This window comes from Labilibacter marinus, assembly GCF_001659685.2.
Classification (GTDB): Bacteria; Bacteroidota; Bacteroidia; order Bacteroidales; family Marinilabiliaceae; genus Saccharicrinis; species Saccharicrinis marinus.
The window spans coordinates 23,620-49,000 of sequence record NZ_LXYE02000014.1; the positions used below are offsets into that span (position 1 = coordinate 23,620).

A 25,381-nucleotide genomic window follows, 5' to 3' on the forward strand; every position below is an offset into this window, starting at 1 on the left:
AATGATTGATTTTTCGCAAGCCACCATCGATAAAATGGTAGTACATCAGGTAGGATGTAGAGCAGAGGCTGAGCCAATGCGCTTTTCTAAAGATACTATGCACCTGCAAGATGATGAAATGGTAGCCGACGTTTTGTTGAGTTATTTTTTCAAACCCTTTAAAGATGATGCCTATTATAACTTTTTTCATCCTGAGGATATCAACAATAACCCAGTTTACAACACCACTAATATGTTGTTCGAGAGTCCATCAAACTTTTATGATGCCTCTATTAATGTAGCCGAGTTGTTATATGAAAATTCTAATCATCCAAAAATTAGAGGTGGCGAGTTTTATATGGCTATGTTTAGCAATGTGGTGGTAGATGGCGAGTTGGTTAATGCCATCGGCATTTTTAAGTCGGAGAATAAAGAAACCTTTTTAAAAGTTTATTTGAAAGAGCAAAACTTTGAATTAGGTACCCAGGAAGGAATTAACATTAAAAAGCTAGATAAAGGCTGTTTAATTTTTAATACAGAAAGGGAGCAAGGTTATAAAATTTGCTCTTTAGATAACATCAATAAAGGAAACGAAGCACGTTTTTGGGTGGACGACTTTTTAGGTTTACAGCCACGTGAAGATAACTATTATTTTACGCGTAACTATATGGATATGTGTAAAGGTTTTGTGGATGATGTTTATAATAAGGATAACGATGTAGCTCGTTCCGACCAAATCGATATGCTGAATAAGTCAATGGATTTCTTTACTAGTAAGGATAACTTTAATGAGGCTAACTTTGAGCACGAAGTGATTGGGCAGCCAGAAGTTATTGAAGCATTTAAAGATTATAAAGAAAGTTATCAAAACGAATCGAGCATTCCTTTAAAGGAAGAGTTTGATATTTCTAAAAGTGCAGTAAAAGGACAGAAAAGTACTTTCAAGTCAATCTTGAAATTAGATAAGAATTTTCATGTTTATATTCACGGTCGTCAGGATTATGTGGAGCGCGGATACGATCAAACGAAAGGATTGAATTATTACACACTGTATTACGAAATAGAAAGTTAGTGCCTGAGCAGAGAGGAAAAACAGTGGAAAAAGTTAGTCAGTCCGAAGTTCTTGAATATTGCATTCAGAAGAAAATACCATTCGCAATTTATAAACTTCCTCAACAGGAAGAAAATACATTGATCGTTTCTCGTGCTGTTCAAGAAACTAGCATAAACGAAATGTTTCATTTGCATTCGGATGCCTATGTGTTTGCGCCTTTCTCACTTAAAAATCAGAACCCTGTTAGTTTTAAGGCAGACTATATTATCAATGCCGAAATAGCTGATGATGTTTTTGAAGAAATTAAATCAATTTCGGGTATAGAAGAAGAAAAGTTAGAGGCAACTTTTTATGCCGATTATACTGCTTATAAAGAGCAGTTTGGTAGCATGTTTTCAGCCATAGAGTCAAGAGATATTTCTAAAGCCATATTATCCCGAATAAAACATGTTGCTGATGTTAGCAGAACTGATGCAGGTGAGTTTTATGGTAAACTGAGTAAAGCATATCCTCGAGCATATACCTTCATGATTTACACACCGCAATCTGGTTTGTGGACAGGAGCTAGCCCTGAGCTATTGTTTAGGGCGGAAGATAAGCACGGAACAACGGTGTCGTTGGCAGGTACGCGAAAAAATAATGGTTTAGATAATTGGAATGCCAAGGAGCAAGAAGAGCAGCAGATAGTTACTGATTTTGTAAATGAGATAATGCTGAAGTATGGCGTAGAGGATGTAAGTGTTCAGGGACCCGAAACCATTCAGGCAGGTAAGATGTCCCATTTAAAAACACAATATAATTTTCCACTTCAATATGTAAGTGATAAAATGGGTGAGTTTGTGAACGATCTTCATCCAACCCCAGCAGTTTGCGGTTTACCCAAACAAGCTTCTATGGATCTTATTGAAAAAATAGAACAGCATCAACGTACTTTTTATGCCGGCTTTTTGGGCAGAATGCAAAAGCAGGACATGAGTTTATTTGTCAACATTAGAAGCATGAAGTTTGTGGATGGAGGTGTTGATTTATACTTGGGCGGTGGAATTACTGAAGGCTCGGATGTGGAGAAGGAATGGCAAGAGACGGAGCTTAAATCGCAAACCATGCTAAGCGTGCTTAAAGAATTAAAATAAATGAGTAAAAATTTATCAGATAAATCGATAGTACAGGTATTAGTGCAACAATGCGTTAAGCTGGGATTAAAAGAGGTGGTTGTCTCTCCTGGGTCGCGTAATGCTCCGCTAATTATATCGTTTAATGCAGTTCCCGAAATTAAATGTTACACTATTGTGGATGAGCGTAGTGCTGGTTTTTTTGCTTTAGGGATGGCACAACAGCTAAAGCGCCCTGTGGCTGTGTTATGCACCAGTGGAACGGCAGCTTTGAATTATGCACCGGCTGTAGCAGAGGCCTATTATCAGGAAGTGCCCTTGATGGTTTTAACGGCGGACAGACCGCAAGAATGGGTAGGTCAAGCAGATGGACAAACGATAAACCAATCTTCGGCATTTGCCAATTATATAAGGATGGGTATTGATTTACCGGTAAAAATAAATCATCCAGACGACCAGTGGTATGCGGAAAGAAGTATTACCGAAGCCTTTCAAAAAACAAATTATCCGATAGCAGGGCCTGTACATATTAATATCCCGCTAAGGGAACCTTTATATGGTCGTACTTCGGCTATGGCTATGCAAAAAGAACCCTTTAAGCAGTTGATTCCAGATGCTGTTTTATCAGAAAATCAGCTGACGGATTTGGCAAAGGTATGGAACAAGTCGGAATCGGTTATGATATTAACAGGGGTGTTGTCTCCTGACGCAGCTTTAAATAAACTGATTAATCAACTGGCTGAAAACACCAATACCATTGTATTGACCGAAACGACCTCTAACTTAAAAGGAGAGCGATTAATTGATTGTATCGACCGACAAGTGTTTAGTATAAATGAGTATGAAACGGCTTTATTTAAACCATCTTTGTTGATTACTTTTGGAGGGCAGATTGTCAGTAAACAAATAAAAAAGGTGCTGCGGGATAATCCTCCAAAGCATCATTGGCATATTTCCTTAAATGATAATGTGATAGATACTTTCCAGAATTTGTCTTTATCGATAAAAATGAAACCACTTGATTTTATGCAGCAGATGGTGGATAAAATAGAGAATAAAAAAGGTAGGTTTCAGGAGAAGTGGAAGCAAAGATGTAATAAAAACCGAAAAGCACACGAGGCCTATTTAGAAGAAATAAAATGGAGTGATTTAAAGGCGTTGGCACATATTTTTAGTCATATACCTAACGGAACGGATGTACATTTGGCCAATAGTACACCTGTAAGATATGCCCAATTATTTCAGGATGATATTCAGGTAAATACTTATGCCAATAGAGGAACCAGTGGCATAGACGGTAGTTTAAGTACGGCAGTTGGAGCATCACAAACTTCAGATAATTCTACCTTATTAATCACTGGTGATTTGTCTTTTTTTTACGACTCCAATGGTTTGTGGAATAAATATTTGAAGCCTAATTTTAAGGTGGTAGTGATGAATAATGGTGGTGGCGGAATTTTTCGTTTTATACCAGGCCCAGCAGAAACACCTGAGTTAGAAGAGTTTTTTGAAGCTAAACACACACAATCAGCGGAGCATTTGGCAAAGGCATTTGGATTAAATTATTTATCTTGTTCCAATGTTGAGGAGTTAGCATCATCCTATCAAAAGATGATGGATAATAATGAACAACCCGTTTTGTTGGAGGTATTTACACCTGGCGATAAGAACGGTAAGATATTGAGAAATTATTTTAAAAATTTTCAGTCAGGATCCTGATTGAATGAAGAAGTTTAATAATTAACAGTCTATATTATGAGCAAATTTGCTTGGGAAACCATAAAAGAATATACCGACATTAAATTTGAGTTTTTTGAAGGTATTGCAAAAGTTACAATCAACCGTCCTGAAGTATATAATGCATTCCGACCAGAGACTAACATTGAAATGTTGGATGCTTTTGATATTTGTCGTGAGCGCACCGATATTAATGTGGTGGTATTAACGGGTATTGGTGATAAAGCTTTCTGTTCGGGTGGAGATCAAAATGTAAAAGGTACTGGTGGTTACATTGGTGAGGATGGCGTGCCGCGTTTAAATGTATTGGATTTGCATAAAAAAATCCGCTCGCTGCCTAAGCCAGTAATTGCTATGGTAAACGGATATGCCATTGGTGGAGGTCATGTTTTACATGTAGTTTGTGATTTAACGATTGCTTCGGATAATGCCCGCTTTGGACAAACAGGTCCTAAGGTAGGTAGTTTTGATGCAGGTTTTGGATCATCATATTTGGCTCGCCACGTAGGCCAAAAGAAAGCCCGCGAAATTTGGTTTTTATGTGAGCAATATACTGCTGAAGAAGCCGAAAAAATGGGTATGGTAAATAAAGTGGTTTCATTAGATGAGCTGGAGACAACAACGGTAGAGTGGTGTAGAACTATTATGAAACGTAGCCCATTAGCTTTACGAATGATTAAGCGCGGATTAAATGCTGAGTTAGATGGTCAGCATGGGTTAATGGAAATGGCCGGGGATGCTACTTTAATGTATTACCTGATGGAAGAAGCACAGGAAGGTAAAAATGCATTCTTGGAAAAAAGAGATCCTGACTTTAAGCAGTTTCCTAAGTTTCCTTAATAAAGAAACTCATAAGAATATATACAACAGGGGCTTGGATTTATTTTCAAGCCCCTGTTTGTTTTAGGTTGAATATTATTACTGAATAATAGATTGCTGTTGCCATTCCATAATTCCATCTTGAAAAAAGGCAAAGCTCAGAATCATACCTATAATAGCCACTATGTATAGGCTTATCATCACAATTACAAATATGCCTACAAACTTAAAATATGATTTTATGTTTTTAACGGCTTCCTCCATATGACCTGTACTAAATAAAGTAATAGCCTGCTGTGTTTTAGAGGAGAAATTATACATGTAAAAGGCTGGTAAAAAGTAAACTCCAGCTAGTACAAGATATAAAAGACCCAATATAACAGGAGGAAAAGGCATCATGTCCATTTCGTTGCCAACAAATGAAAATACAATTGTAGCTAATAAACCTCCAGAAGCCATTAGACCGCAAGCCACAAAACCCAGTATAGCTAAAAATTTAGTCCATCCAGCAGCGCTTTTTAAATATTCTAATGTTTTTTCGGTCAGGGTAATTGAAGGGGCAAGAGGTTTCTCCTCAGCAATTTGATCATCCATAGTTGAATTCATTTAGTTAATTATTAATTCTAGTAGCCTGCAAATATAAGCACATTGTTTATTTGCACAAGTAATGAGTGTATGGGTGGTCAGGATAATGGCATTGAAGCAAATATCTAATAACCCACTCCGCCTAACACCCAGAGAGGAAAGTGCAGTGAAGTTCGTATGCTGATGTTGATAGGGATAATACAATTTCTTGATATAAGTAGATTATTTTTGATATAAATTGCTTTAGATAATTAAAAAGGAATTGGATAAGGTGTGCTTATATGATAATATTGTAGGCAGAAAAATGGCTAAATGATATTTATCTGTTTTGATGATAAAAGGGTTTGTTTCTGGTATTTACGGAGAAGTATCCACTTGAATCACTCTTTCAGCTAAGTGTGTCAAACAAGCATCTATGTTTGTCTTTTCTCATCTAAGTATGTCAGATTCCTATCTATGTGTGTCATATTTCCATCTAAGTCTGTCGGATAATCATCTAAGTGTGTCAAATGTCCATCTATCTTTGTCTAAGTTCATCTAAGTGTGTCATATTTGTTTCTAAGTGTGTCCTTAAGCCAGCTATCTTTTGTCAGATGAGCTTCGATCAATGTCAAACGTTTATCGAAGTGTGTAGGGTGTATTGCGATACTAATTTGAGATATGTCTACAGTTTAATATCTTTACCGCCTGTTAAAAAAAAGAAAGCTTGTTTTGTATCCTAAAAACAAGGCTATCATTAAGCTCTAAGAACGACTGAATTGTTACTGAATGTCTAAAATAAAATCATATATAAGCGCCTTTCGATTACGCACCCTTCCTTTGGCTCTTTCATCTATACTCATGGGTAATTTTATAGCCGCTTATCATCTTTCGTACAAGTGGCAGGTAGGTATTTTGGCCATCATAACTACCGTGCTTTTACAAGTATTGAGTAATGTGGCTAATGATTATGGAGATGCGGTTTCTGGAGCGGATAACGAAGAGCGCGTTGGGCCAGAAAGGATGGTTTCGTCGGGTAAAATATCCACGGCTGCTATGAAACGTACTGTCATCGTTTTTTCTATTTTATCATTCATATCAGGAATTACTTTAATCTCTTTCGGAAATTTTGAGGCCATGAGCTTTAAAGCATGGGCTTTGTTTTTGTTGGGTTTAGGTGCTATTGCTGCTGCCATTAAATATACCGTGGGTAAAAATCCATACGGCTATAAAGGCATGGGCGATATTTTTGTGTTCCTGTTTTTTGGCTTGACTGGTGGATTGGGAACTTATTTTTTACATACAGGAACTGTGGATATTTGGTTATTGTTGCCTGCTTCTGCCGTTGGACTTTTAAGTGCTGGTGTTTTAAATCTTAATAATTTAAGAGATGTAGAAAATGATGCCAAAACAGGAAAAAATACCCTAGTGGTTAAATATGGTAGTGAATGGGGTAAAAAGTATCATCATTTTTTGCTGATTACCGCGCTGCTTTTTATGGTGTTATATGGTGCTTTTCAGTTTCATACCTACTGGCAATGGTTGTTTTTACCTACTTATATTTTGGTGGTTAAAAATTTACGTACTGTACGTAAAAATGAAGAACCACAACTACTTGATCCTGAATTGAAGAAATTAGCCTTAGCTACTTTTTTTATGGTGCTGTTATCTGGTGTAGCGCTTTTATTTTAGCAAAAAACGGATGATATGTTAAAAGCAAAATACAGAAAACATACTTTAGAATTTATCACTCCAGGTGGAACTTCGCGAGGGGTATTAAATACCAAAGAGAGTTGGTATATAGAGGTTTTTGAGGAAGCTTTGCCTGATGTAGTAGGGGTGGGTGAGTGCTCTATTCTACCTAAACTCAGTATAGATGATCGTCCAGATTTTGACGATAAACTAGAGGAGGTTTGCAATGAAATAAATCAATTTGCAGATAGCTATCATCATACATTACAAGATTGGCCAGCCATACGTTTTGGTTTGGAGATGGCTCTTCTTGATTTGAAAAATGGTGGAGTTAAAACCATTTTTCCTTCAGCATTTGTATCGGGCAAAAAAGCCATTCCTATCAATGGATTAATTTGGATGGGTGATGTTTCTTATATGAAGGAGCAGCTTCAGCAAAAGCTGGAAGATGGTTTTGATTGCATAAAAATAAAAGTGGGCGCCATTGATTTTAATACAGAAATAGAGCTCATTAAAGAAATCAGAAAACAGTTTAGTGTAGATGAAATAGAGATTAGAGTAGATGCAAATGGCGCATTTCATCCAGACGAGGCTAGGGCTAAACTTACCGAGCTAAGTCAATTGGGAATCCACTCTATAGAGCAACCTATTAAACAAGGTCAATGGCGTAAGATGGCTGAGCTTTGTGCCCAAACTCCTTTGTCAATTGCCTTGGATGAAGAACTAATTGGTATTCACGAATTTTCTCGTAAAGAAGAGCTGATAAAGACTATTAAGCCACAATATATTATTTTAAAACCTTCGTTGTTAGGAGGTTTTAAGGCATCGGAAGAATGGGTTGAAATTGCCGAGAAGCATGATGTTAAGTGGTGGGCTACTTCGGCTTTAGAAGCAAATATTGGTTTAAATGCCATTGCTCAGTGGACCGCCATTCAGGATAATCAACTACCCCAAGGACTGGGAACAGGTAAGGTGTTTTCGAATAATATAACCTCGCCTTTGCAAGTGCAAAACGGACATCTTTTATACAATCAGGATTCATGGGGGAAGCTACCTTAAATAAATATTCATCCATAAGACTCAATGGTGTTTTGCGAAAAGGCGAGGACTTAATCTCGTTTTGCGAAAAGGGACTCAAACAAAGCGATATCCCAGAATGGCTAAAGGATGTGTACCAGTTTATTTTGGAATGGGTATCTTCAGATGAATACATTATAGCCCATACTTCAGGCTCTACAGGCCAGCCCAAAAAAGTTAAGTTAGAGAAGAAGCATATGATTGCTTCGGCAAAAAAAACGATAGACTATTTTGCCCTTACTCCGGAAAAAACGGCCTTGCTTTGTCTTTCGGCCAATTATATTGCTGGTAAAATGATGTTGGTTAGAGCTTTTGTCGGGGGCTTTAATCTATGGGTGGTTGAGCCCAGTGGTACGCCTTTAAAAGGTATTTCAGAATCGCTTGATTTTTTGGCCATGGTACCCCTGCAAGTATTTAATTCTTTAGCAGATTTCTCAGTACAAATTAAAAATGTAATTATTGGTGGAGGGGCTGTTTCTAATGAATTAAAGGGTGAATTACTTCGTCTTCCCACCATGTTTTACGAAACCTACGGGATGACAGAAACGGTTTCGCATGTCGCTATCAAAAAAATAAGTGCGCATAGTACCACTTTTAAAGCTATGCCTAATGTTAAGTTTGATACAGATGAGCGAGGCTGTTTAAAAATAATGGCTCCAGATATTTCAGAACAGACTATTGTAACCAACGATATTGTTCGCTTAACGAATGATCAAGAGTTTCAGTTTTTAGGAAGGTATGATAACATCATTAACACGGGAGGTGTTAAGGTTATTCCTGAGGAAGTGGAGGCAAAGTTAGCTCCGCAAATAATGGTACCCTTTCTTGTTTCTGCTGTGCCTGATAATCGATTAGGAGAAAAGTTGGTATTGGTTATAGAAGAAAGCAGTGAATTAAATGATTTAGATTATAGCGAATTAAGTAAATTTGAAACTCCCCGCGACATCATCGCAATACAAGCGTTTCCTTTAACAGATACAGGAAAGATAAAACGAGCAGTACTGAAAAATAGCTTGGTATTAAAGTAAATTAAATACTCATTCCTGACTGTTAGACTTAAACATGAAAAAAGTCATAAATAAGTAATTCAATATTTATTTCCTTTGGCAATTCGGTTTCTATTGAATCCAATAGGCACTTTTATAGGACACTCCGATAGTTTAAAATGAATAATTTAGTATGAAACGGACATGTAAATTTGATTATCCAATTTCAAAAAAGGATTGTCAAATTTAAATGAGCGTTCCATCTGACAAATGAAAACGAGTTAATACAGATGAATAATTTTAAAAGTATGTGCGTGGTAATGCTGGCCTTTGTTGGTTTAAGCTCAATCAATGCACAAGAGGAAAAGAAAGAAGGATACGAATTCAAAAAGATTTATGATTTAGATGCCACTTCGGTTAAAAATCAATACCGCTCAGGAACATGCTGGAGTTTTTCAGGGCTCTCATTTTTAGAGTCGGAAGCCCAAAAATTGGGAAAAGGAGATTTAGATTTTTCAGAAATGTTTGTGGTAAGAAACTGTTATTCTGATAAAGCAAAAAAATATGTGCGTTTACATGGCGCTTTAAATTTTGGTGCTGGCGGTTCTTTCGAAGATGTTTTATATACGTTACGCAACTACGGTTTAACTCCTGAGGTAGCTTGCACCGGTTTACAATATGGCGAAGCAAAACATGTACACGGAGAAATGGATCATGTTTTAAAGTCGTATGTAGATGCGGTTATCGATAACAAAAACAGGAAATTATCTTCTGCGTGGCACGATGGATTTAATGGTGTCTTAGATGCTTACTTAGGCGAGTATCCTGAAACTTTTACGTATGATGGAAAAGAGCATACGCCTCAATCATTTGCCAGTGAGGTAGCGGGTTTAAATGCTGACGACTATATCATCTTAACTTCATTTACACATCATCCTTATTACTCAAAATTTATTTTTGAGGTGCCTGATAACTGGGTTTGGGGTGAGGTTTATAATGTTTCTTTAGACGATTTACAAGAGATTATGCACAACACATTAAAAGAAGGACATACTATAGGATGGGCTTCGGATGTGAGCGAAAAGGGATTCTCGTTTAAAAATGGTTTAGCCATTGTGCCAGAAAGTGACATTGAAGAAATGGATGGTTCTGAGCGCGAAAAGTGGGAAGCTATGTCTAAAGCAGATCGAGAAAAAATGATGTATAGCTTTGATGCTCCGGTAAAAGAAAAAGAAATTACGGCTGAAATGCGTCAGGAGCAATTCGATAATTACCTTTCTACCGATGATCATGGTATGCACATTACAGGATTGGTGGAAGATCAAAATGGAGCCACTTATTACAAAGTGAAAAACTCATGGGATGTAAATAACAAGTACGATGGATATTTTTATGCATCGGAGGCGTTTGTTATGCTAAAAACCATGAACATCATGATTAATAAAAATACACTACCCAAACACTTAAAAAAGAAGTTAGGTATAAAATAAACGTTATCATCACCATTGATTTACCCAATCGACTTATATATGATAACGGGGAAAGCCGCTTTCGTTTTTACGAAGGCGGTTTTTGTTTTTATACTGTTGATATACTTTAGGTTTTAATATGTGTTTATAAGATATGATGTTATATTTGCCAACGACAAAGTAGCTAAGCTTTTTCGGTATATGAAAACATCATAAAATGAACTATAAAGACTATAAAACTCGCTTAAAGCTAAAGGCGGAAATAGAAGATATATATGCGGCTTTAACTAATCCATTTACCATAGAATTGTGGTCGGGTTATAAGGCGGTGATGAGCACAGAACCAGGCTCTGAGTTTTCGTTATGGGATGGAGATATTGTGGGTAAGAACCTGGAGTTTGAAGAAAATAAAAAAATGGTTCAGCAATGGTATTTTGGTGAGCAACCAGAGCCTTCAATTGTAACTATTAAAATATTTCAGCAAAAAAATCACTGTCAGGTGGAGTTGGTGCATACCAATATTCCCGAGGAAGATTTTGAGGATATATGTGAAGGCTGGAATGATTATTACTTGGGAGCGATTAAAGAGTTTTTTGAGCAAGAGTAATATAAAGTTTTATAATTCAGTAGAATAAAACCTTTGTTCTATTGTTTTTGGTCAATGATTTTGTTAATATTGGTTAAGCTGTTTAATCAAACCAGTATTAATGAAATCATTTAATTTTAGTGCTATCCCATTTGTTCGGCTGTTGATTCCGCTACTAGTAGGCCGATTTGTTTCCGTTTTTATTCCACTACCATTTCCCGTTAGTTACCTCCTTATACTATTTATTCCCCTTGCTATTGGCTTGATAGTAAAAACACCCAAACGTAAGTACTCCAACCGTAACTTAGTTGGTTATGTAATTTACTGTGCAGTATTCTTATTGGGACTGTCTAACTCAAAATATTCGGCCTTCAATTCTTCTTTATATGAGCAACAAAAGCTTTATCACGCACAGGTACAAGAACTCATCAGAGAAGATAGTTTAAAGCAAAGTCTATTGGTTAGGTGTATGCCTTTTGAGGATAAGCAGACTACATTTTTTGAGGCTATATTGTATGTGAAGGCAGATAGTGTAAAGCCATTCTTCTTGCCTGGCGATGAGCTGGTATTTGAAACAAAAATTAATGCTTTCACCGAAACGGGAAATCCTTATGCCTTTGAATATGCGAGGTACATGGCTATTCGTCAGGTAAAAGGACAGTGTTTTGTGGATGCACGGGATGTGATGCTCTATTCGTCTTCGTGGAGTTTTAAAAAAGTTTTCTACTCCATCCGTAAAGGAGCAGAAGAGAAATTACGTCAGCTAAACTTAAATAAACGTGAGTTTGGGATAGTATATGCTTTATTACTGGGTGATAAAACCATGTTGGAATACGATACAAAAGCTAATTTTTCCAGCGCAGGAGCCATTCATGTATTATCGGTTTCTGGACTTCATGTGGGTATTATCTACCTGTTATTAATGGCCTTTGTTGGTCAGATTGGCAAAGGATATAGAGGCACTTTAAAGGTGTTAGTTGTAATATTCGTTTTGTGGATGTATGCTGCCATTGCAGGTATGTCACCTTCCGTATTTAGGGCTACGATAATGTTTTCGGTATTTGTCATCTCCAAAAGAATCAATCAGCAATACAATATTTATCACTCTTTGGCTATTGCTGCTTTCATTATTCTAATTATAAACCCGCTCGCCATCATTCATGCAGGATTTTGGTTGAGTTTTTTGGCAGTAGCTTCCATCGTTTATTTTTATCCACAAATCAATCACTTATTTTATTTTACAACACCTTGGTTCAAATATATTTGGGCTTTAGTATCTGTTTCATTAGCAGTTCAAATTGGTACGGTTCCATTTGGTATTTATCTATTTGGATATTTTCCTACTTGGTTTATTGTGGCCAATGTTATGATTGTGCCTATTTTACCCTTTGTGTTGGTGGGTGCTATCGTAGTTGTTTTAGTTCCAATGGATTCATTGGTTGTAGAGATGATTGGAGGTGCAGTGGCGAGCTTATTATATTATTTAAGTGAGATAACTGCCTGGATAAGTCATCTAAAGTTTGCTAAGTTCACAGCTATTCAACTTCAGTTTTATCAAGTAATTATCTTATATGTTTCAATTGTTTTGTTTATTGTTTGGCAACATTTAAAATCAGGTAAATATCTGTTTCGTGCTTTAGTATTCTTCTTTGTGGGTGTTTTTTGTATATCTGCTGTAAGCTTTAAGCGATATCAGGAAGAGATATTTACAGTCCATCAAATTAAAGGAAAAACGGCGGTTTCAATAATCAATAAAAGTGCCTGTACCTATTGGGTAAAAGATTCTTTATCTAAGCAAGAGTTTGAATACGCTATACTCCCTGTTGCTTTGATGCAAGAATCTTCTGCTTTAAATAGGGTTGAAGTGATGAATGATGTAATAACGCCTATTGTATTTGCTGGCTATCGAATACTAATAGTAAGTGATGTGGTGGATTACGAAATAATTCAGGAAGCTGATTATATTGTACTGAGCGCTGGAATTAAAAAATATCAGCTTGAAAATATACTGAAGCAGTTATCAGACCAGTATATTATTTTTGATTCTTCGTTTCCGAGATATGCTAGTTTAAAATGGCAAGAGCAACTGGCGGATTATGAATCAGAAGTTCATTTTGTATCTCTGCATGGTGCTTTTTCATTAAAGTTTGAAGGGAGATGAATTAAAATCTAATAAAACTTATCTATCTGTCACTTGTTAAATGATTGTAACCATAGGCTTTAGGCTGTTGATAAGAATTATGGGTGGGGATAGATATTTTTAATTATTATCTTTTAAATTTGCCACGGTTTTCGTATTTCGATTTAAAGAAAAGAATTAGCGATGAGGATTATTATTGCAGGAGCAGGAGAGGTTGGAACACACGTAGCAAAAATGATGTGTCATGCCAATCACGATGTTATCTTGATTGATGATGACGAAGAACGTCTACGACAAATAGACGCTCATTTTGATTTAATGACTATTGTAGGGTCGGTTTCTTCTATTGAGGATTTAAAACAAGCTAATGTTTCGGCATGCGACTTGTTTATTGCCGTTCCGCCATATGAGGAGTTAAGTATCATGTCGGCAATTTTGGCCAAGAAATTGGGTGCCAAAGTTACTATTGCCCGCATCAATAATTACGAATATTTATTGCCCGAAAATAAAGAGTTCTTTAAGCAGTTGGGTGTAGATGAGTTAATTTATCCAGAGCAACTGGCTGCCAAAGAAATTGCTACTTCCTTAAAGCGAGTGGGTATTCGTCAGCAAATAGATTTTTCGGATGGTAAGCTGATACTTTACGCTATAAAAATTAGAGATAATGCGCCAATCGTTAATAAAACATTGGCAGAGGTGGCAGAGATGCACCATACTAAATTGTACAATACTGTTGCCATAAGTAGAAATGCCGAAACCATAATTCCGCGAGGTAACGAATCTTTTCGCCATAACGATTTAGCGTATATATTAACTACGCCAGAGGGCACTAAGCAGGTGATGCAGGATGCAGGCAAAGAGCATTTTGATGTAAAAAATGTGATGATTCTGGGAGGTAGCCGTATTGGTAAAAAGGTATCGCAACGTTTGGAGGATGGATACAATATTAAGCTGATTGAAATTGACCGCGAAAAAAGTACCAAGTTAGCAGATACTTTAGAACATACCTTGGTGATTAATGGTGATGGTAGAAACCTGGAGCTATTAAAGGATGAAGGTATTAAAAAGATGGATGCCTTTGTGGCTGTAACGGCTAACTCTGAGGTTAATATATTGGCTTGTCAGTTGGCCAAAAAAATGGGTGTTCGAAAAACCGTTGCCGAGGTTGAAAATATGGATTACATTGACTTGGCAGAAAATATTGGTATTGGAACCCTGATTAATAAAAAGCTGATAGCTGCAAGTTATATCTATCGTTATACAGTAAAAGCCCGCGTTTCGCATGTGAAATGTTTAATTGCATCCGATGCTGAGGTGTTAGAATTGGTAGCTGGCGAAGGTTCTAAAATTACTAAGGGACGTTTAGGAGATTTAAAACTACCTAAGGATGTTAATGTAGGCGGTATCATCAGAAACGGTACTACCATTATTGCCACAGGTAATACACAAATTATACCCAATGATAAAGTGGTGGTGTTTGCCATGCCATCTGGAATCAGAAAAATAGAGAAGATGTTTTTGTAAGAAAATTTTACGCAGAGTATTGTTTTGATATTCTATGTCTTGAAGTGAAATTTTGTTAAGTTGTAATCAAACCAAAGTGCTTTTAAGAATACGCTAAACTCGCAAAGGTGTTTTTGCGGCGCCAAAACTGTGTAAATAAAACTCTGTGCGCATTTCGGTGATTATCTCTGTGTTCCTCTGTGGTTTAAAAAAATGAATTCTGGTTTAAGCAGCAATTATTTTGCAAAAGTAAAATAGCGGAGTAAATTTGCAGCTTTAAAACTATCCTTTTGTATGATAAATGGTCGTATGGTCCTGCTAATAATGGGACTACTTCTGGTTGTTGAAGGTGCATTTATGTTACTTTCGTCTGTGGTGGCTGCCATCTATGGTGAATATGATTTGCCATACTTTTTATGGTCAGCATTAATTTGTATTTCTATTGGAGGAGTGCTAAGTGCCACAAATTATAAAGCCGAAAAAAATCTAGGTAAACGAGAAGGATACATCATTGTATCAATGGTTTGGGTAGTTTTTTCATTTTTTGGATTGTTACCGTTTTATTTAAGTGGAGCAATACCTTCGTTTACCGATGCCTTTTTTGAAACCATGTCTGGTTTTACTACAACAGGTTCTTCTATTTTAAATGATATTGAGGCGCTACCACATGGAATACTGTTTTGGAGAAGCCTTATTCAATGGCTTGGAGGAATGGGTATTATCGTATTCTCGCTAGCCATTTTACCTTTGTTGGGAGTGGGAGGAATGCAGCTGTTTGTTGCCGAAGTTCCTGGTCCTGTGGCTGAAAAACTGAGCCCAAGAATTGCAGATACGGCTAAACGTCTTTGGGTAATTTATGTGTTATATACGGTAGTAGAAACCTTATTGCTTTGGGTAGGAGAGATGAATTTATTTGACGCTATCTGCCATTCATTCACCACTATGGCCACGGGAGGATACTCAACCAAACAAGCTAGTGTAGCTGCTTATACTTCGCCGTACACGCAATACATTATTATCATCTTTATGTTTATTGCGGGTGCTAACTTTACCCTTTCCTACAATGCACTTCATGGTAGAGTGCGCAAGGTTTTTAAGGATGAGGAATTCAGGTATTATTTTGGTTTTGTGATTTTGGTTTCTGTGTTGGTGGCTGGCGTATTATATTTCTCTGGTGATGTAAATAACGTTGAGCAAGCTGTTAGAGATGCCTTATTTCAAGTGGTTTCCTTAATTACAACTACGGGATATGCAACGGCAGATTATCTGGTCTGGTTTCCTACCTTAAGTATCATCATGTTTATGTTAATGTTTATAGGTGGTAGTGCGGGTTCTACAGGTGGTGGAATTAAAGTGGTACGTATAGTACTATTATTAAAAAATGCCTATTTCGAGCTGAAACGTTTAATTCATCCCAATGCAGTTATTCCAGTTCGCTTTAACTCAAAGGCAGTTTCTCCTACCATCATTACTAATGTATTGGCATTTATTGTTATATACATGCTAATAGTAGGTGTGAGTATGATTATCATGTCGTTTATGGGGTACGACTTAAATACTTCCTTGGGTGCCGTTGCTACATGTATTGGTAATATTGGTCCTGGTTTAGGAGAGGTTGGCCCAGCTGCAAACTTTGCTCATATTCCTGATTTTGGTAAGTGGTTTTTAAGTTTCTTAATGCTTATTGGCCGTTTAGAGATTTTTACCGTTGTATTATTATTCTCACCTCATTTCTGGAAAAATTAAATAAATTTCTTAGGTAGGTTCTATTAAGTTCTTTAATAGAGATGTAAGCCCGTGCTTTAAAGTATAGAATATATGGAGCAAGCAATATTCTTATTTTATGGCGCGTTTATTGATGTATACGCTCATGAACTAAACTCTCTAGGCAACGAATTCACCTAATTTATATCTTTTATTAAAAAGGTGTAATTTAATAATAGCTCTATGAAGAACTTAAGTAAATTTTTAAAGCAGCTTGGAGTTATGCTGTTGATGATAACTCTAGCACTAGGCTCTTTTGCTCAGACAAAATTACCAGCTAATTATAGCATTAAAATAGATGTATTGCTTCAGAATAGTCTAGAGGATTATACGGTTTCATTTAATGAGGAAGAGTTTTATATTGAAGCTGGGCAAAATTTTGAAGTAAATAATTTACCTACAGGTCGATATCAATTTATTGTTACTGCACAAGGCTACGAAAGTCAGAAGTTAACGATTAGGTTAAAAGATAAGGATATCGTAAAAAACGTTCAACTACATAAGGAAGAATTTACTGTAACATTTTTTGATGATGATGGCTTTTCTGTATTAAAAGAAGATAGGGTTAATTTTGGTCATAGTCCTGTAGCTCCTAAAGTTCCCAGTAAACACGGTTATACTTTTATTGGTTGGAGTAAAGAGGTTAAGCCGGTGGAGTCAGACGTTTCCTATCTAGCAAGATATAAGAGGAATTCAGAAAAATCTATGTTAGAATTAAGTTCTATACAAGTATACCCTAATCCTACACGTAATTATATAAATGTAGATTTAAATATGACTAGTTTGGAGACTTTGGTGGATATCACAATCGTTGATATTTCGGGGAGTGTAGTTTATCTGGATAAAACGTGTAATGTCAAAAATGTAATTGATGTTAGCGGCTTTTCGTCAGGTATCTATTATGTGAAAGTGGCTGATAGGAGTTTTAAAATATTAAAGTTGTAATAAGCCCCTGTGTATTACAAGGGCATATGATCTTACTCCTTTATATTTTCTCTTACTTCAGCTAAAAAGGCTTTCATTCTGTTGGTGTCCTTATCTTCAATAATCGATAAGAGTTCTTTAAGTTTTAGCCTAATACTTTCAACCTGACCACCCGAAAATGGGTTGAATAGAATTTCAGATAGTAGATAATCATCTTCACTTAACAAACCTTTAGCAATATCAAGATGTTTGCTGAATGTGGTTCCTGGCGCATCTTGTTTCTTCATGCAAGAGGCAAAAACCAATGATGATGAAAACGGGATGGATAAAGAGTATGCAATAGTTTCATCGTGCTCAATAAAACTATACTCATGAATATTTAATCCCAGAGATAAAAAGAAATCCTTAAAAAAAGCTTTGCCTAAGTGGTCGCCTTGTGAGATGATGATGGCATGGTGCTCACGCAATGATTTTAGGTTACCAAAGGTAGGTCCAAACATAGGGTGGGTAGAAACATAGCGCATGCCTGTTCCTTCATAATACGTTTGAAAATCTGTTTTTACCGAAGAAATATCTGAAATAATACAGCTTTTAGGAAGGTAAGGAATTACTTCATCGAAAGCAGCTATGGTATACTTTAAAGTAACCGCATTAATTAATAGTTCAGGAGCAAACTCAGTAATTTCTTCCAATTTTGTTAAGCGTTGTGTATTAAAAATATACTTCAGCTTTTCAAGGTTTGGGTCGTAAATAGCCACTTCATGGTCTAAGCAAAGTGCGTCAGTAAGCCATGTGCCCATTTTACCAGCACCCAATATACAGATCTTCATTTCGTATCAAGTATCAAGTATCAAGTATCAAGTATCAAGTATCAAAACTATCGTAGTAGTCTTGATACTTGTGTCTTATGTCTTGATACTAATTTATTATTGATTCATTATTTTATTCTGACGAGTAACAGATTCTTCGTGAATGCTTTCGAATAATTTCACTAAGAACTCATCTGATAATCCCAGTTTAGCACCACGTTCTTTACGATTATTCATGATTTCATCGTAACGACGTGTTTGTAAAATGGTAATGTTATTCTCTTTTTTGTAAGTACCAATGGCCTCAGAAATTTCCATTCTTCTCTGAAGTGTTTCTAATACATCCGTATCTAACTTGTCAATCTCCTGACGAAGCTCATCTAAAGTAACCCTTGGTTTCTCTCCAATTTGAGGCTCGCGAAGAACAATTTTATCTGTAATTTCTTTAAGCTCAGTTGGTGTTACTTGTTGGCTAGCATCACTCCATGCTTTTTCTGGACAACGGTGCGATTCAACCAATAAACCATCAAAACCTAAATCCATCGCTTCTTGAGAAATTTCGTAAATCAACTCCGCTTTACCGCTGATGTGAGATGGGTCACAAATGATTGGTAACTCAGGACAACGACGCTTTAATTCAATTGGAATTTGCCACTGTGGGTGATTACGATATTTAGTTTTGTCGTAAGTAGAAAATCCTCTATGGATAGCCGCTAATTTTTTAATACCCGCTTGATTAATTCTTTCTAAAGCACCAATCCAAAGCTCTAAATCTGGGTTAACAGGGTTCTTTACTAATACAGGAATATCTGTGCCTTTAAGCGCATCAGCAATTTCTTGCACTGCAAAAGGGTTAGCAGTTGTACGAGCACCTACCCATAAAATATCGATACCATGTTTGATAGCTTCAAAAACGTGATGAGCATTGGCTACTTCAGTTCCAACAAACATGCCTGTTTTTTCCTTTACTTTTTTAAGCCAAGGTAAGCCAATGGTTCCTACACCTTCAAAAGCTCCTGGACGAGTTCTTGGTTTCCAGATACCAGCTCTAAAAATTTTAAATCCAGCTTCTGATAATTGAGTCGCAGTATCTAATACTTGCTCTTCTGTTTCGGCGCTACATGGGCCTGCAATCATCCAAGGACGAACTACTTCAAGTCCAGGAAGGCTAATTTTTTCAAGGTCTAATTTTACCATCTTATTGCGTTTTTTTGTTCTCTCTAAAGGATGATGACTTATCGTGAAAGTGCTCCATCACTTAAAGTCACGTTATTTTAATACTAAGCTATTTTTTATTTTCTCTATCGATTCTTTTAAAACGGCTTGCGTGGAACACAACGATATTCTAATGTATCGTTCTCCTTGCTTACCAAAAATGCTGCCAGGTGTAATAAATACATGCGCATCATTTAAAATAATATCCGATAGTTTTTCGGCAGATTCGGTTTGCTCAGGAATTTTAGCCCATATAAACATGCCCGATTGAGTTTTATCGTACTTGCAGTCTAGCATATCCATAATTTCCCAAACCAATTCTCTTCGCTCATAATATTCTTTGTTTACTTCAGCATACCAGCTTTTATCTAAACTTAAAGCTTTTACCGCTGCTAATTGCAAAGGTTTAAACATGCCGCTATCCATATTACTTTTTACACGTAATATATACTGTACAAAGTCCGGGTTAGCAGCAATCATTCCCACGCGCCATCCAGCCATGTTATGCGATTTGCTCAAAGAGTTTAACTCGATGCAAATATCTTTTGCTCCTTCAATTCTGAAAATACTTAAAGGATTATCATTTAAGATGAAGCTATAAGGATTATCATTACAAATAAGAATGTCGTGCTTTTTACCAAAAGCGACTAGTTTTTCAAAAAGCTCTAAAGTTGCATTGGCGCCAGTAGGCATGTTAGGGTAATTCACCCACATTAGCTTTACCTTTGATAAGTCCATTTTTTCCAACTTATCAAAATCAGGCTGCCAATTTAATTCTTCTTCTAAATCGTAGGTTACCATCTCAGCTTCTACTAAATTAGAAACAGAAGCGTAAGTAGGATAGCCAGGATTGGGAACTAATACTTGATCGCCCTTATTTAAAAAGGCCATAGAAATATGCATGATGCCTTCCTTTGATCCCATTAATGGCAATATTTCTTTGGCAGGATCTAAATCTATTTGAAAGTATGTTTTATACCACTCAGAAAAAGCATTTCTTAACTCAGGAATACCAATGTAACTTTGGTAGCCATGATTACCTTTTGCTGAAGATGCTTTGTTAAGCTCCTCTAATACTTCTGGATGTGGTGGTCTATCAGGATTTCCGATGCCCAAATTGATAATTTGCATACCTTGTTGACGCATCTCATCTATTTCTCTCAATTTTTTTGAGAAGTAGTATTCCTTTACTTCGCTGATGCGATTTGCTGGCTGTATGGACATGCTTAAAATGTTTTTTGTTCTGAAAGAGGTTTGTTATCGTTGCTTACCGTGTCAAATGACCGTTTGCCTACGTGATATTCACCTAAGCTTTTTAGGTTTTTAGTCAAAGGACGAATAGCATCCAATGACTGTAGATAACGATTGTAATCTTCAAACACCAAGTCTATATAAAATAAGTATTCCCACTCGCGACCAACAACAGGAAGCGATTGTATTTTAGATAGGTTGATATTATAAAATGCCAATATTGAAAGTACTTTCGAAAGACTTCCTTCGGCATGTGGTAAGGCAAAAACTACAGATGATTTATTAACCTTATTTTGAATCAATAAATCCTCCACTTCTGTTTTTCCTTTGTCTGAGATAATTAAGAAACGGGTAAAGTTTCTTTTATTGGTCTCAATATCTTTAGCAATAATTTCTAAATCGTATTTTTCAGCAGCTAATTCTGGTGCAATGGCAGCCATTCCTTTTAGCTGATTATCCTGAATCCACTTTCCGCTTAGGGCAGTGTCATCTCGCGAAATCATTTTAATATGCGGATATTCCTTAAAAAACTCTCTACACTGAGCCAAAGCCATAGGGTGCGAATGTACTTCGGTAATATCTTCTATGGTTTGTCCTGGTAAAGCCAATAGTTGGTGCTTAATACGTAGTTTGTATTCGCCAATAACTACCAATCCAGAGTCCTTAAGTAAAGTGTAATTTTGAAGAATGCTTCCTACCAAAGTGTTTTCGATGGCAATAATACCATAAATAGAATTATCCTGCCTTAGCGTTTCAAACAGCACTTCAAATGAATCGCACTGAACGGTTTCAATGTCATTTGTTTCGAAATATGCTTTGGCCGCAATTTCGTGGTTTGAACCACCTCCTCCTTGAATCGCTACTTTCTTCATGTTTACTCTTGTTAACTGCTTCCGAATGAACGGAATTGCTATAAAATAAAAAAGTCCCACCTGTACTAGGTGGGACTTTAAATTTTTTCAAATTTTATATACTATAAACCCACCTCTTTTTGATTACAGAATCCAAAAAAGTAAAAATAAAAGCTATAAAAAAATGTAAAATGGGTCATTTGTTTCTTTTTAAACTGATGGCAAATGTAGTATAAAAATGTACGCAACAAAAATATTTGTACTAAAATTAATTATTTTTTAAGATGCGGTGCTGATAGATTGCAAGTAATACCTTGTTTTTAATGATAATTTATTGCTTAAGGCATTATTGTATATTTATTCATTTATGCACTGATGTTTATCATGCGTCAATTATGAGCTCATCCTTTACAGTAATTTACCCTCCAATCTCACTTAGCTCAAGCCAACGCATTTCCTTTTCATCTAATAAATCGATTACCTCGCTTATGCGTTTCGATTTTTCAGTTAATGCATCCGCATCCAAGGCGCCAGAATTTAAGGCTTCTTCTATTTCAGATTTTTCAGAATTTAAATCTTCCATAGCTTGCTCCAGCTCTTCCATTTCCTTTTTTTCTTTAAAAGATAACTTTCGAGGTTTATCTTTAGCAGGCACAGCTTTTATAGTAGGTTCCTTTTTTACCTTGACAACCTTCTTTAGTTCTTTCTCTTCTTCTAATTTAAAATCGTGGTAAATGGTGTAGTTACCAGGGAAATCTTGGATGACCCCTTGTCCTTCGAATACAAACAGATGGTCTACTATTTTATCCATAAAGTATCTATCGTGCGAAACAATGACAACACAACCTTTGAAGTTTTGTAGGTATTCTTCGAGTAGGTTGAGAGTGAAGATATCCAGGTCGTTGGTAGGCTCATCCAGTATCAAGAAGTTAGGGTTCTTCATTAATACAGTCATTAAGTATAAACGTTTCTTTTCTCCACCACTTAACTTATCCACCTGTACATGGTGCATTTCGTTGGTAAATAAAAAATGACGCAGAAATTGAGCAGGGCTCATGGAGCTACCAGAGCCAACAGTGATATTCTCCGAAATGTCAGCAATCACATCGAGTACTCGCTTGCTAGGGTCAATATTCATTCCTGACTGACGATAATAGCCAACAACTACAGTTTCTCCTGTTTCAAGGTATCCCGTATCAGGTTTTAAGGCTCCAGTAATGGTATTTAAAAAAGTAGATTTACCTGTCCCATTTTTACCGATGATTCCTACTTTTTCGCCTTGTGCAAATTTGTAATTAAAATCATCCAGTATTTTAAGTTCTCCAAAGGCCTTACATACATTGTGGCATTCTATAATTTTCTTTCCTAAGCGAGCAGATTTGATATCCAAGTTCATGGTTTGTTCTTGAAGACCGCTGTTTGCTTTCTTTTTTAAATCATGAAAAGCATCAATTCTATATTTAGCTTTTGTAGCCCTTGCCTGAGGCATTCTGTTCATCCAATCTTGCTCAGTTTTGAGTAGGTTTTTTGCCTTCTCCACCTGGGCGTTATGGTTCTGAATACGTTCTTCTCTTTTTTCAAGGAAAAACTGATAGTTCCCTTTGTAGGGATAAAGGGTTTGGTCAGCTAGCTCAATGATTTCGTTACACACACGATCCAGAAAATATCTATCGTGAGTAACCATTATTAAGGTGCACTTCGATCTTTCTAGATAAGCCTCTAGCCACTCAATCATCTCTAAATCGAGGTGGTTGGTAGGCTCGTCTAAAATAAGAAATTGTGGCTCGTTAATTAATATGTTGGCCAGTGCAACTCTCTTTTTTTGTCCACCCGAAAGTTGACTTATTTGCTGGTCGAAATTCGTGATTTTTAACTCAGTAAGGATTTGCTTAATCCTCGATTCAAAATCCCAAGCATTAAGTTTATCCAGCTCTTCAATTAAATGTCCCAGTTCCTCATGGTTTTCATCAGCTAAAGCTTTTTCGTAGGCTTTAATAGCAATTACCTGAGGATTATCCGAAGCAAAAATTTCTTCTATTACTGAATGATTATCGTCTAATTGAGGAATTTGAGGTAAATAGCCTACAGATATCCCTTTGCGATATGTAATTAGACCGCTTTCGTTAGGAAGTACGTGTGCAAGTATATTTAATAGCGTAGTTTTTCCTGTTCCGTTACGAGCAATTAAACCAATTTTTTGTCCTTCAGAAACGCCAAAATTGAGGTCGTCAAACAATCTTATATCGCCCCAATGATGGGTCAGGTTTTCTACAGATAAGTAATTCATGTTTTCAGTTTTCAGTAATCAGTTTTCAGCAAACAATTGTTAGCTAAAAACAAGATTTAAATGATAATTGATAACCGTTAATTGATAACAGTTTAAATGCAGCCACACACAAAGCCATCGGCTAAAGAGTCTAATACTTCTTGCTCTTTTACTTTTTCCTTATCTGTACCTTTGCATTGTTTACAAACCGGTAGATTAGTTACTTTGTTTTTGCTTTCAATCTTCTCCAACTCTTTTTCGCAAACAAAGCACTTTTTAGAAAAATTACTATTCATGGTGACTACTTCAAATTTAGGCAAAAGTAACTAAAGGTTTTGATTTATTGTATGGAGGTCATATCTAAATTAATCACTTAAGTATTATCATCATTATTGCAATATTTTTGAGGTGTAAACGTAATGATGTTAGCCTTGGAACTCTTATTGAAATTCAAAAAATATATTGATGTATTTACCTTGTCGTATTTTGTTTTTTTTATTCTGCTTAAGTTTTCTTTTGTCAAGTTGTTCTGAGGAAGAAGGAGCAGGTGATGAAATTTTTAATCCGTTGAAAAATCCTGAAAATGGTCCTGCTGCTGGTTATCCCGATGGAAATTACTTTATACCACAGGAGGCTGGTTTGGAAGATGTATCGGAACCTGATTTTATCATTGGAGATGGAACGCCAGAGAGTTGTACTTGTGAGAAGTTAGTAAATGCTATAGCACTTGGTGGTCGAATCGTTTTTAATGGTGGGGCAAAGCCATTTACTATTGAAATGACAGAAACTGCCAAGGTATTTAATGGAGCTAAACCGGATGTAGTAATTGATGGAGGAGGATTGGTTACCTTAAGTGGCATGGGGAAAAGACGAATTTTGTACATGAACACTTGCGATAAAAATCAAACATGGACTACTGCTCATTGTCAGGATCAAGATCATCCACGTTTAACTATTCAAAACATAACGCTTGCTGATGGTAATTCAGTTTCTGAGAGTGAATATGATGGAGGAGGAGCAGTTTGGGTAAGAGGTGGCCGATTTAAAATAGTTAATTGTCGCTTTTTCAATAATAGGTGTATTGATAAGGGTCCCGATGTGGGAGGAGGAGCTGTTCGTGTTTTTAGTCAGTATCAGAACAAACCAGTTTACGTTGTAAACTCAACTTTTGGTGGAGCTGATGGATATGGAAATATAGGAGCTAATGGAGGAGCTGTAAGTAGTATTGGTGTGTCCTGGACGTTTGTTAATTGTTTTTTCTCGCATAATAAAGCCATTGGTATAGGTGGCAATCCGAAACAACCAGGTACTCTTGGAGGGGGAAGTGGCGGAGCTATTTATAATGATGGGAATATGATGACATTAAGAGTGTTGGGATGTAAACTGGAGCACAATGAAGTAAATACACATGGTTCTGCAATTTTCTTTGTGACCAACAATCATTCGGGAAACATTATTATTGAGAATTCAATTGTAAGTAATAATATAGGAGGCTCTTGGTATCCTACGTATCCTCAAATTTCGATGCATAGTGATACTAAAATTGAAGTTGAAAATTCTGTATTTGAATAATAGATAGGTTG

At 36.4% G+C, this 25,381-nt stretch carries 21 protein-coding genes; 14 read left to right on the forward strand and 7 right to left on the reverse strand.

The window, feature by feature from the left end; translation table 11 throughout:
* Position 1 precedes the first annotated feature (1 nt).
* The 4 genes from A8L32_RS06490 to menB are packed head-to-tail and all read left to right on the forward strand — an operon-like array spanning position 2 to position 4,722.
* Positions 2–1,051 carry a nucleoid-associated protein gene (locus A8L32_RS06490; RefSeq protein ID WP_066629221.1) on the forward strand — a complete coding sequence of 350 codons (1,050 nt, stop codon included), beginning with the start codon at positions 2–4 and terminating at the stop codon, positions 1,049–1,051.
* Positions 1,051–2,166, forward strand: coding sequence for a chorismate-binding protein (locus A8L32_RS06495; RefSeq protein ID WP_066629223.1), 1,116 nt, complete (start codon positions 1,051–1,053; stop codon positions 2,164–2,166). The genes A8L32_RS06490 and A8L32_RS06495 overlap by 1 nt, the downstream gene beginning before the upstream one ends.
* Positions 2,167–3,864, forward strand: coding sequence for a 2-succinyl-5-enolpyruvyl-6-hydroxy-3-cyclohexene-1-carboxylic-acid synthase (menD, locus tag A8L32_RS06500; RefSeq protein WP_066629224.1), 1,698 nt, complete (start codon positions 2,167–2,169; stop codon positions 3,862–3,864).
* Between the two features lie 36 nt (positions 3,865–3,900).
* Positions 3,901–4,722, forward strand: coding sequence for a 1,4-dihydroxy-2-naphthoyl-CoA synthase (menB, locus tag A8L32_RS06505; RefSeq protein ID WP_066629227.1), 822 nt, complete (start codon positions 3,901–3,903; stop codon positions 4,720–4,722).
* A 78-nt stretch (positions 4,723–4,800) separates the two neighbouring features.
* Here the strand turns inward: menB and A8L32_RS06510 are convergent, their stop codons facing one another.
* Entirely contained in the window at positions 4,801–5,307 is a 507-nt protein-coding gene (locus tag A8L32_RS06510) for a hypothetical protein (RefSeq protein ID WP_066629230.1), read from the reverse strand.
* Between the two features lie 747 nt (positions 5,308–6,054).
* On the opposite strand from A8L32_RS06510, the gene A8L32_RS06515 reads away from it, so the two are divergent.
* The 9 genes from A8L32_RS06515 to A8L32_RS06555 all read left to right on the forward strand — a co-directional run bounded on the left by A8L32_RS06515 (position 6,055) and on the right by A8L32_RS06555 (position 17,427).
* Positions 6,055–6,957 carry a 1,4-dihydroxy-2-naphthoate polyprenyltransferase gene (locus A8L32_RS06515; protein WP_071797451.1) on the forward strand — a complete coding sequence of 301 codons (903 nt, stop codon included), beginning with the start codon at positions 6,055–6,057 and terminating at the stop codon, positions 6,955–6,957.
* A gap of 15 nt (positions 6,958–6,972) precedes the next feature.
* Positions 6,973–8,016 carry an o-succinylbenzoate synthase gene (locus tag A8L32_RS06520; RefSeq protein ID WP_066629234.1) on the forward strand — a complete coding sequence of 348 codons (1,044 nt, stop codon included), beginning with the start codon at positions 6,973–6,975 and terminating at the stop codon, positions 8,014–8,016.
* Entirely contained in the window at positions 7,998–9,062 is a 1,065-nt protein-coding gene (locus A8L32_RS06525) for an AMP-binding protein (RefSeq protein WP_066629237.1), read from the forward strand. Before A8L32_RS06520 ends, A8L32_RS06525 begins: the two co-directional genes overlap by 19 nt.
* Positions 9,063–9,310: 248 nt before the next feature.
* Positions 9,311–10,510 (forward strand): C1 family peptidase, encoded by a 1,200-nt coding sequence (locus A8L32_RS06530; protein ID WP_066629240.1) that lies wholly within the window; start codon positions 9,311–9,313, stop codon positions 10,508–10,510.
* 196 nt (positions 10,511–10,706) lie between these two features.
* On the forward strand, positions 10,707–11,096 hold the full coding sequence (locus A8L32_RS06535) for an SRPBCC domain-containing protein (RefSeq protein WP_066629242.1): 390 nt from the start codon (positions 10,707–10,709) through the stop codon (positions 11,094–11,096).
* A 100-nt stretch (positions 11,097–11,196) separates the two neighbouring features.
* Positions 11,197–13,236, forward strand: coding sequence for a ComEC/Rec2 family competence protein (locus A8L32_RS06540; RefSeq protein WP_071797453.1), 2,040 nt, complete (start codon positions 11,197–11,199; stop codon positions 13,234–13,236).
* A gap of 162 nt (positions 13,237–13,398) precedes the next feature.
* On the forward strand, positions 13,399–14,739 hold the full coding sequence (trkA, locus tag A8L32_RS06545; RefSeq protein WP_066629247.1) for a Trk system potassium transporter TrkA: 1,341 nt from the start codon (positions 13,399–13,401) through the stop codon (positions 14,737–14,739).
* A 288-nt stretch (positions 14,740–15,027) separates the two neighbouring features.
* The gene (locus A8L32_RS06550; protein ID WP_233145463.1) at positions 15,028–16,464 is read left to right on the forward strand and encodes a TrkH family potassium uptake protein; all 1,437 of its coding nucleotides are present in this window, start codon (positions 15,028–15,030) and stop codon (positions 16,462–16,464) included.
* A 201-nt stretch (positions 16,465–16,665) separates the two neighbouring features.
* Entirely contained in the window at positions 16,666–17,427 is a 762-nt protein-coding gene (locus A8L32_RS06555; protein WP_066629255.1) for a T9SS type A sorting domain-containing protein, read from the forward strand.
* 32 nt (positions 17,428–17,459) lie between these two features.
* Here the strand turns inward: A8L32_RS06555 and A8L32_RS06560 are convergent, their stop codons facing one another.
* From A8L32_RS06560 to A8L32_RS06585, 6 genes are all read right to left on the reverse strand, one after another.
* The gene (locus A8L32_RS06560) at positions 17,460–18,236 is read right to left on the reverse strand and encodes a prephenate dehydrogenase/arogenate dehydrogenase family protein (RefSeq protein WP_066629258.1); all 777 of its coding nucleotides are present in this window, start codon (positions 18,234–18,236) and stop codon (positions 17,460–17,462) included.
* A gap of 96 nt (positions 18,237–18,332) precedes the next feature.
* Positions 18,333–19,412: a bifunctional 3-deoxy-7-phosphoheptulonate synthase/chorismate mutase type II gene (locus A8L32_RS06565; RefSeq protein ID WP_066629263.1), complete on the reverse strand. Its 1,080-nt coding sequence runs from the start codon at positions 19,410–19,412 to the stop codon at positions 18,333–18,335.
* Between the two features lie 72 nt (positions 19,413–19,484).
* Positions 19,485–20,654, reverse strand: coding sequence for a pyridoxal phosphate-dependent aminotransferase (locus A8L32_RS06570; RefSeq protein ID WP_066629266.1), 1,170 nt, complete (start codon positions 20,652–20,654; stop codon positions 19,485–19,487).
* A 2-nt stretch (positions 20,655–20,656) separates the two neighbouring features.
* Positions 20,657–21,553 (reverse strand): prephenate dehydratase, encoded by an 897-nt coding sequence (locus tag A8L32_RS06575; RefSeq protein ID WP_066629273.1) that lies wholly within the window; start codon positions 21,551–21,553, stop codon positions 20,657–20,659.
* Between the two features lie 397 nt (positions 21,554–21,950).
* Positions 21,951–23,819, reverse strand: coding sequence for an ABC-F family ATP-binding cassette domain-containing protein (locus A8L32_RS06580; protein ID WP_066629276.1), 1,869 nt, complete (start codon positions 23,817–23,819; stop codon positions 21,951–21,953).
* A 92-nt stretch (positions 23,820–23,911) separates the two neighbouring features.
* Entirely contained in the window at positions 23,912–24,094 is a 183-nt protein-coding gene (locus A8L32_RS06585) for a hypothetical protein (protein WP_066629279.1), read from the reverse strand.
* A gap of 169 nt (positions 24,095–24,263) precedes the next feature.
* On the opposite strand from A8L32_RS06585, the gene A8L32_RS06590 reads away from it, so the two are divergent.
* Positions 24,264–25,370, forward strand: a complete 1,107-nt coding sequence (locus A8L32_RS06590; RefSeq protein WP_066629291.1) for a hypothetical protein — start codon at positions 24,264–24,266, stop codon at positions 25,368–25,370.
* Positions 25,371–25,381 lie beyond the last annotated feature (11 nt).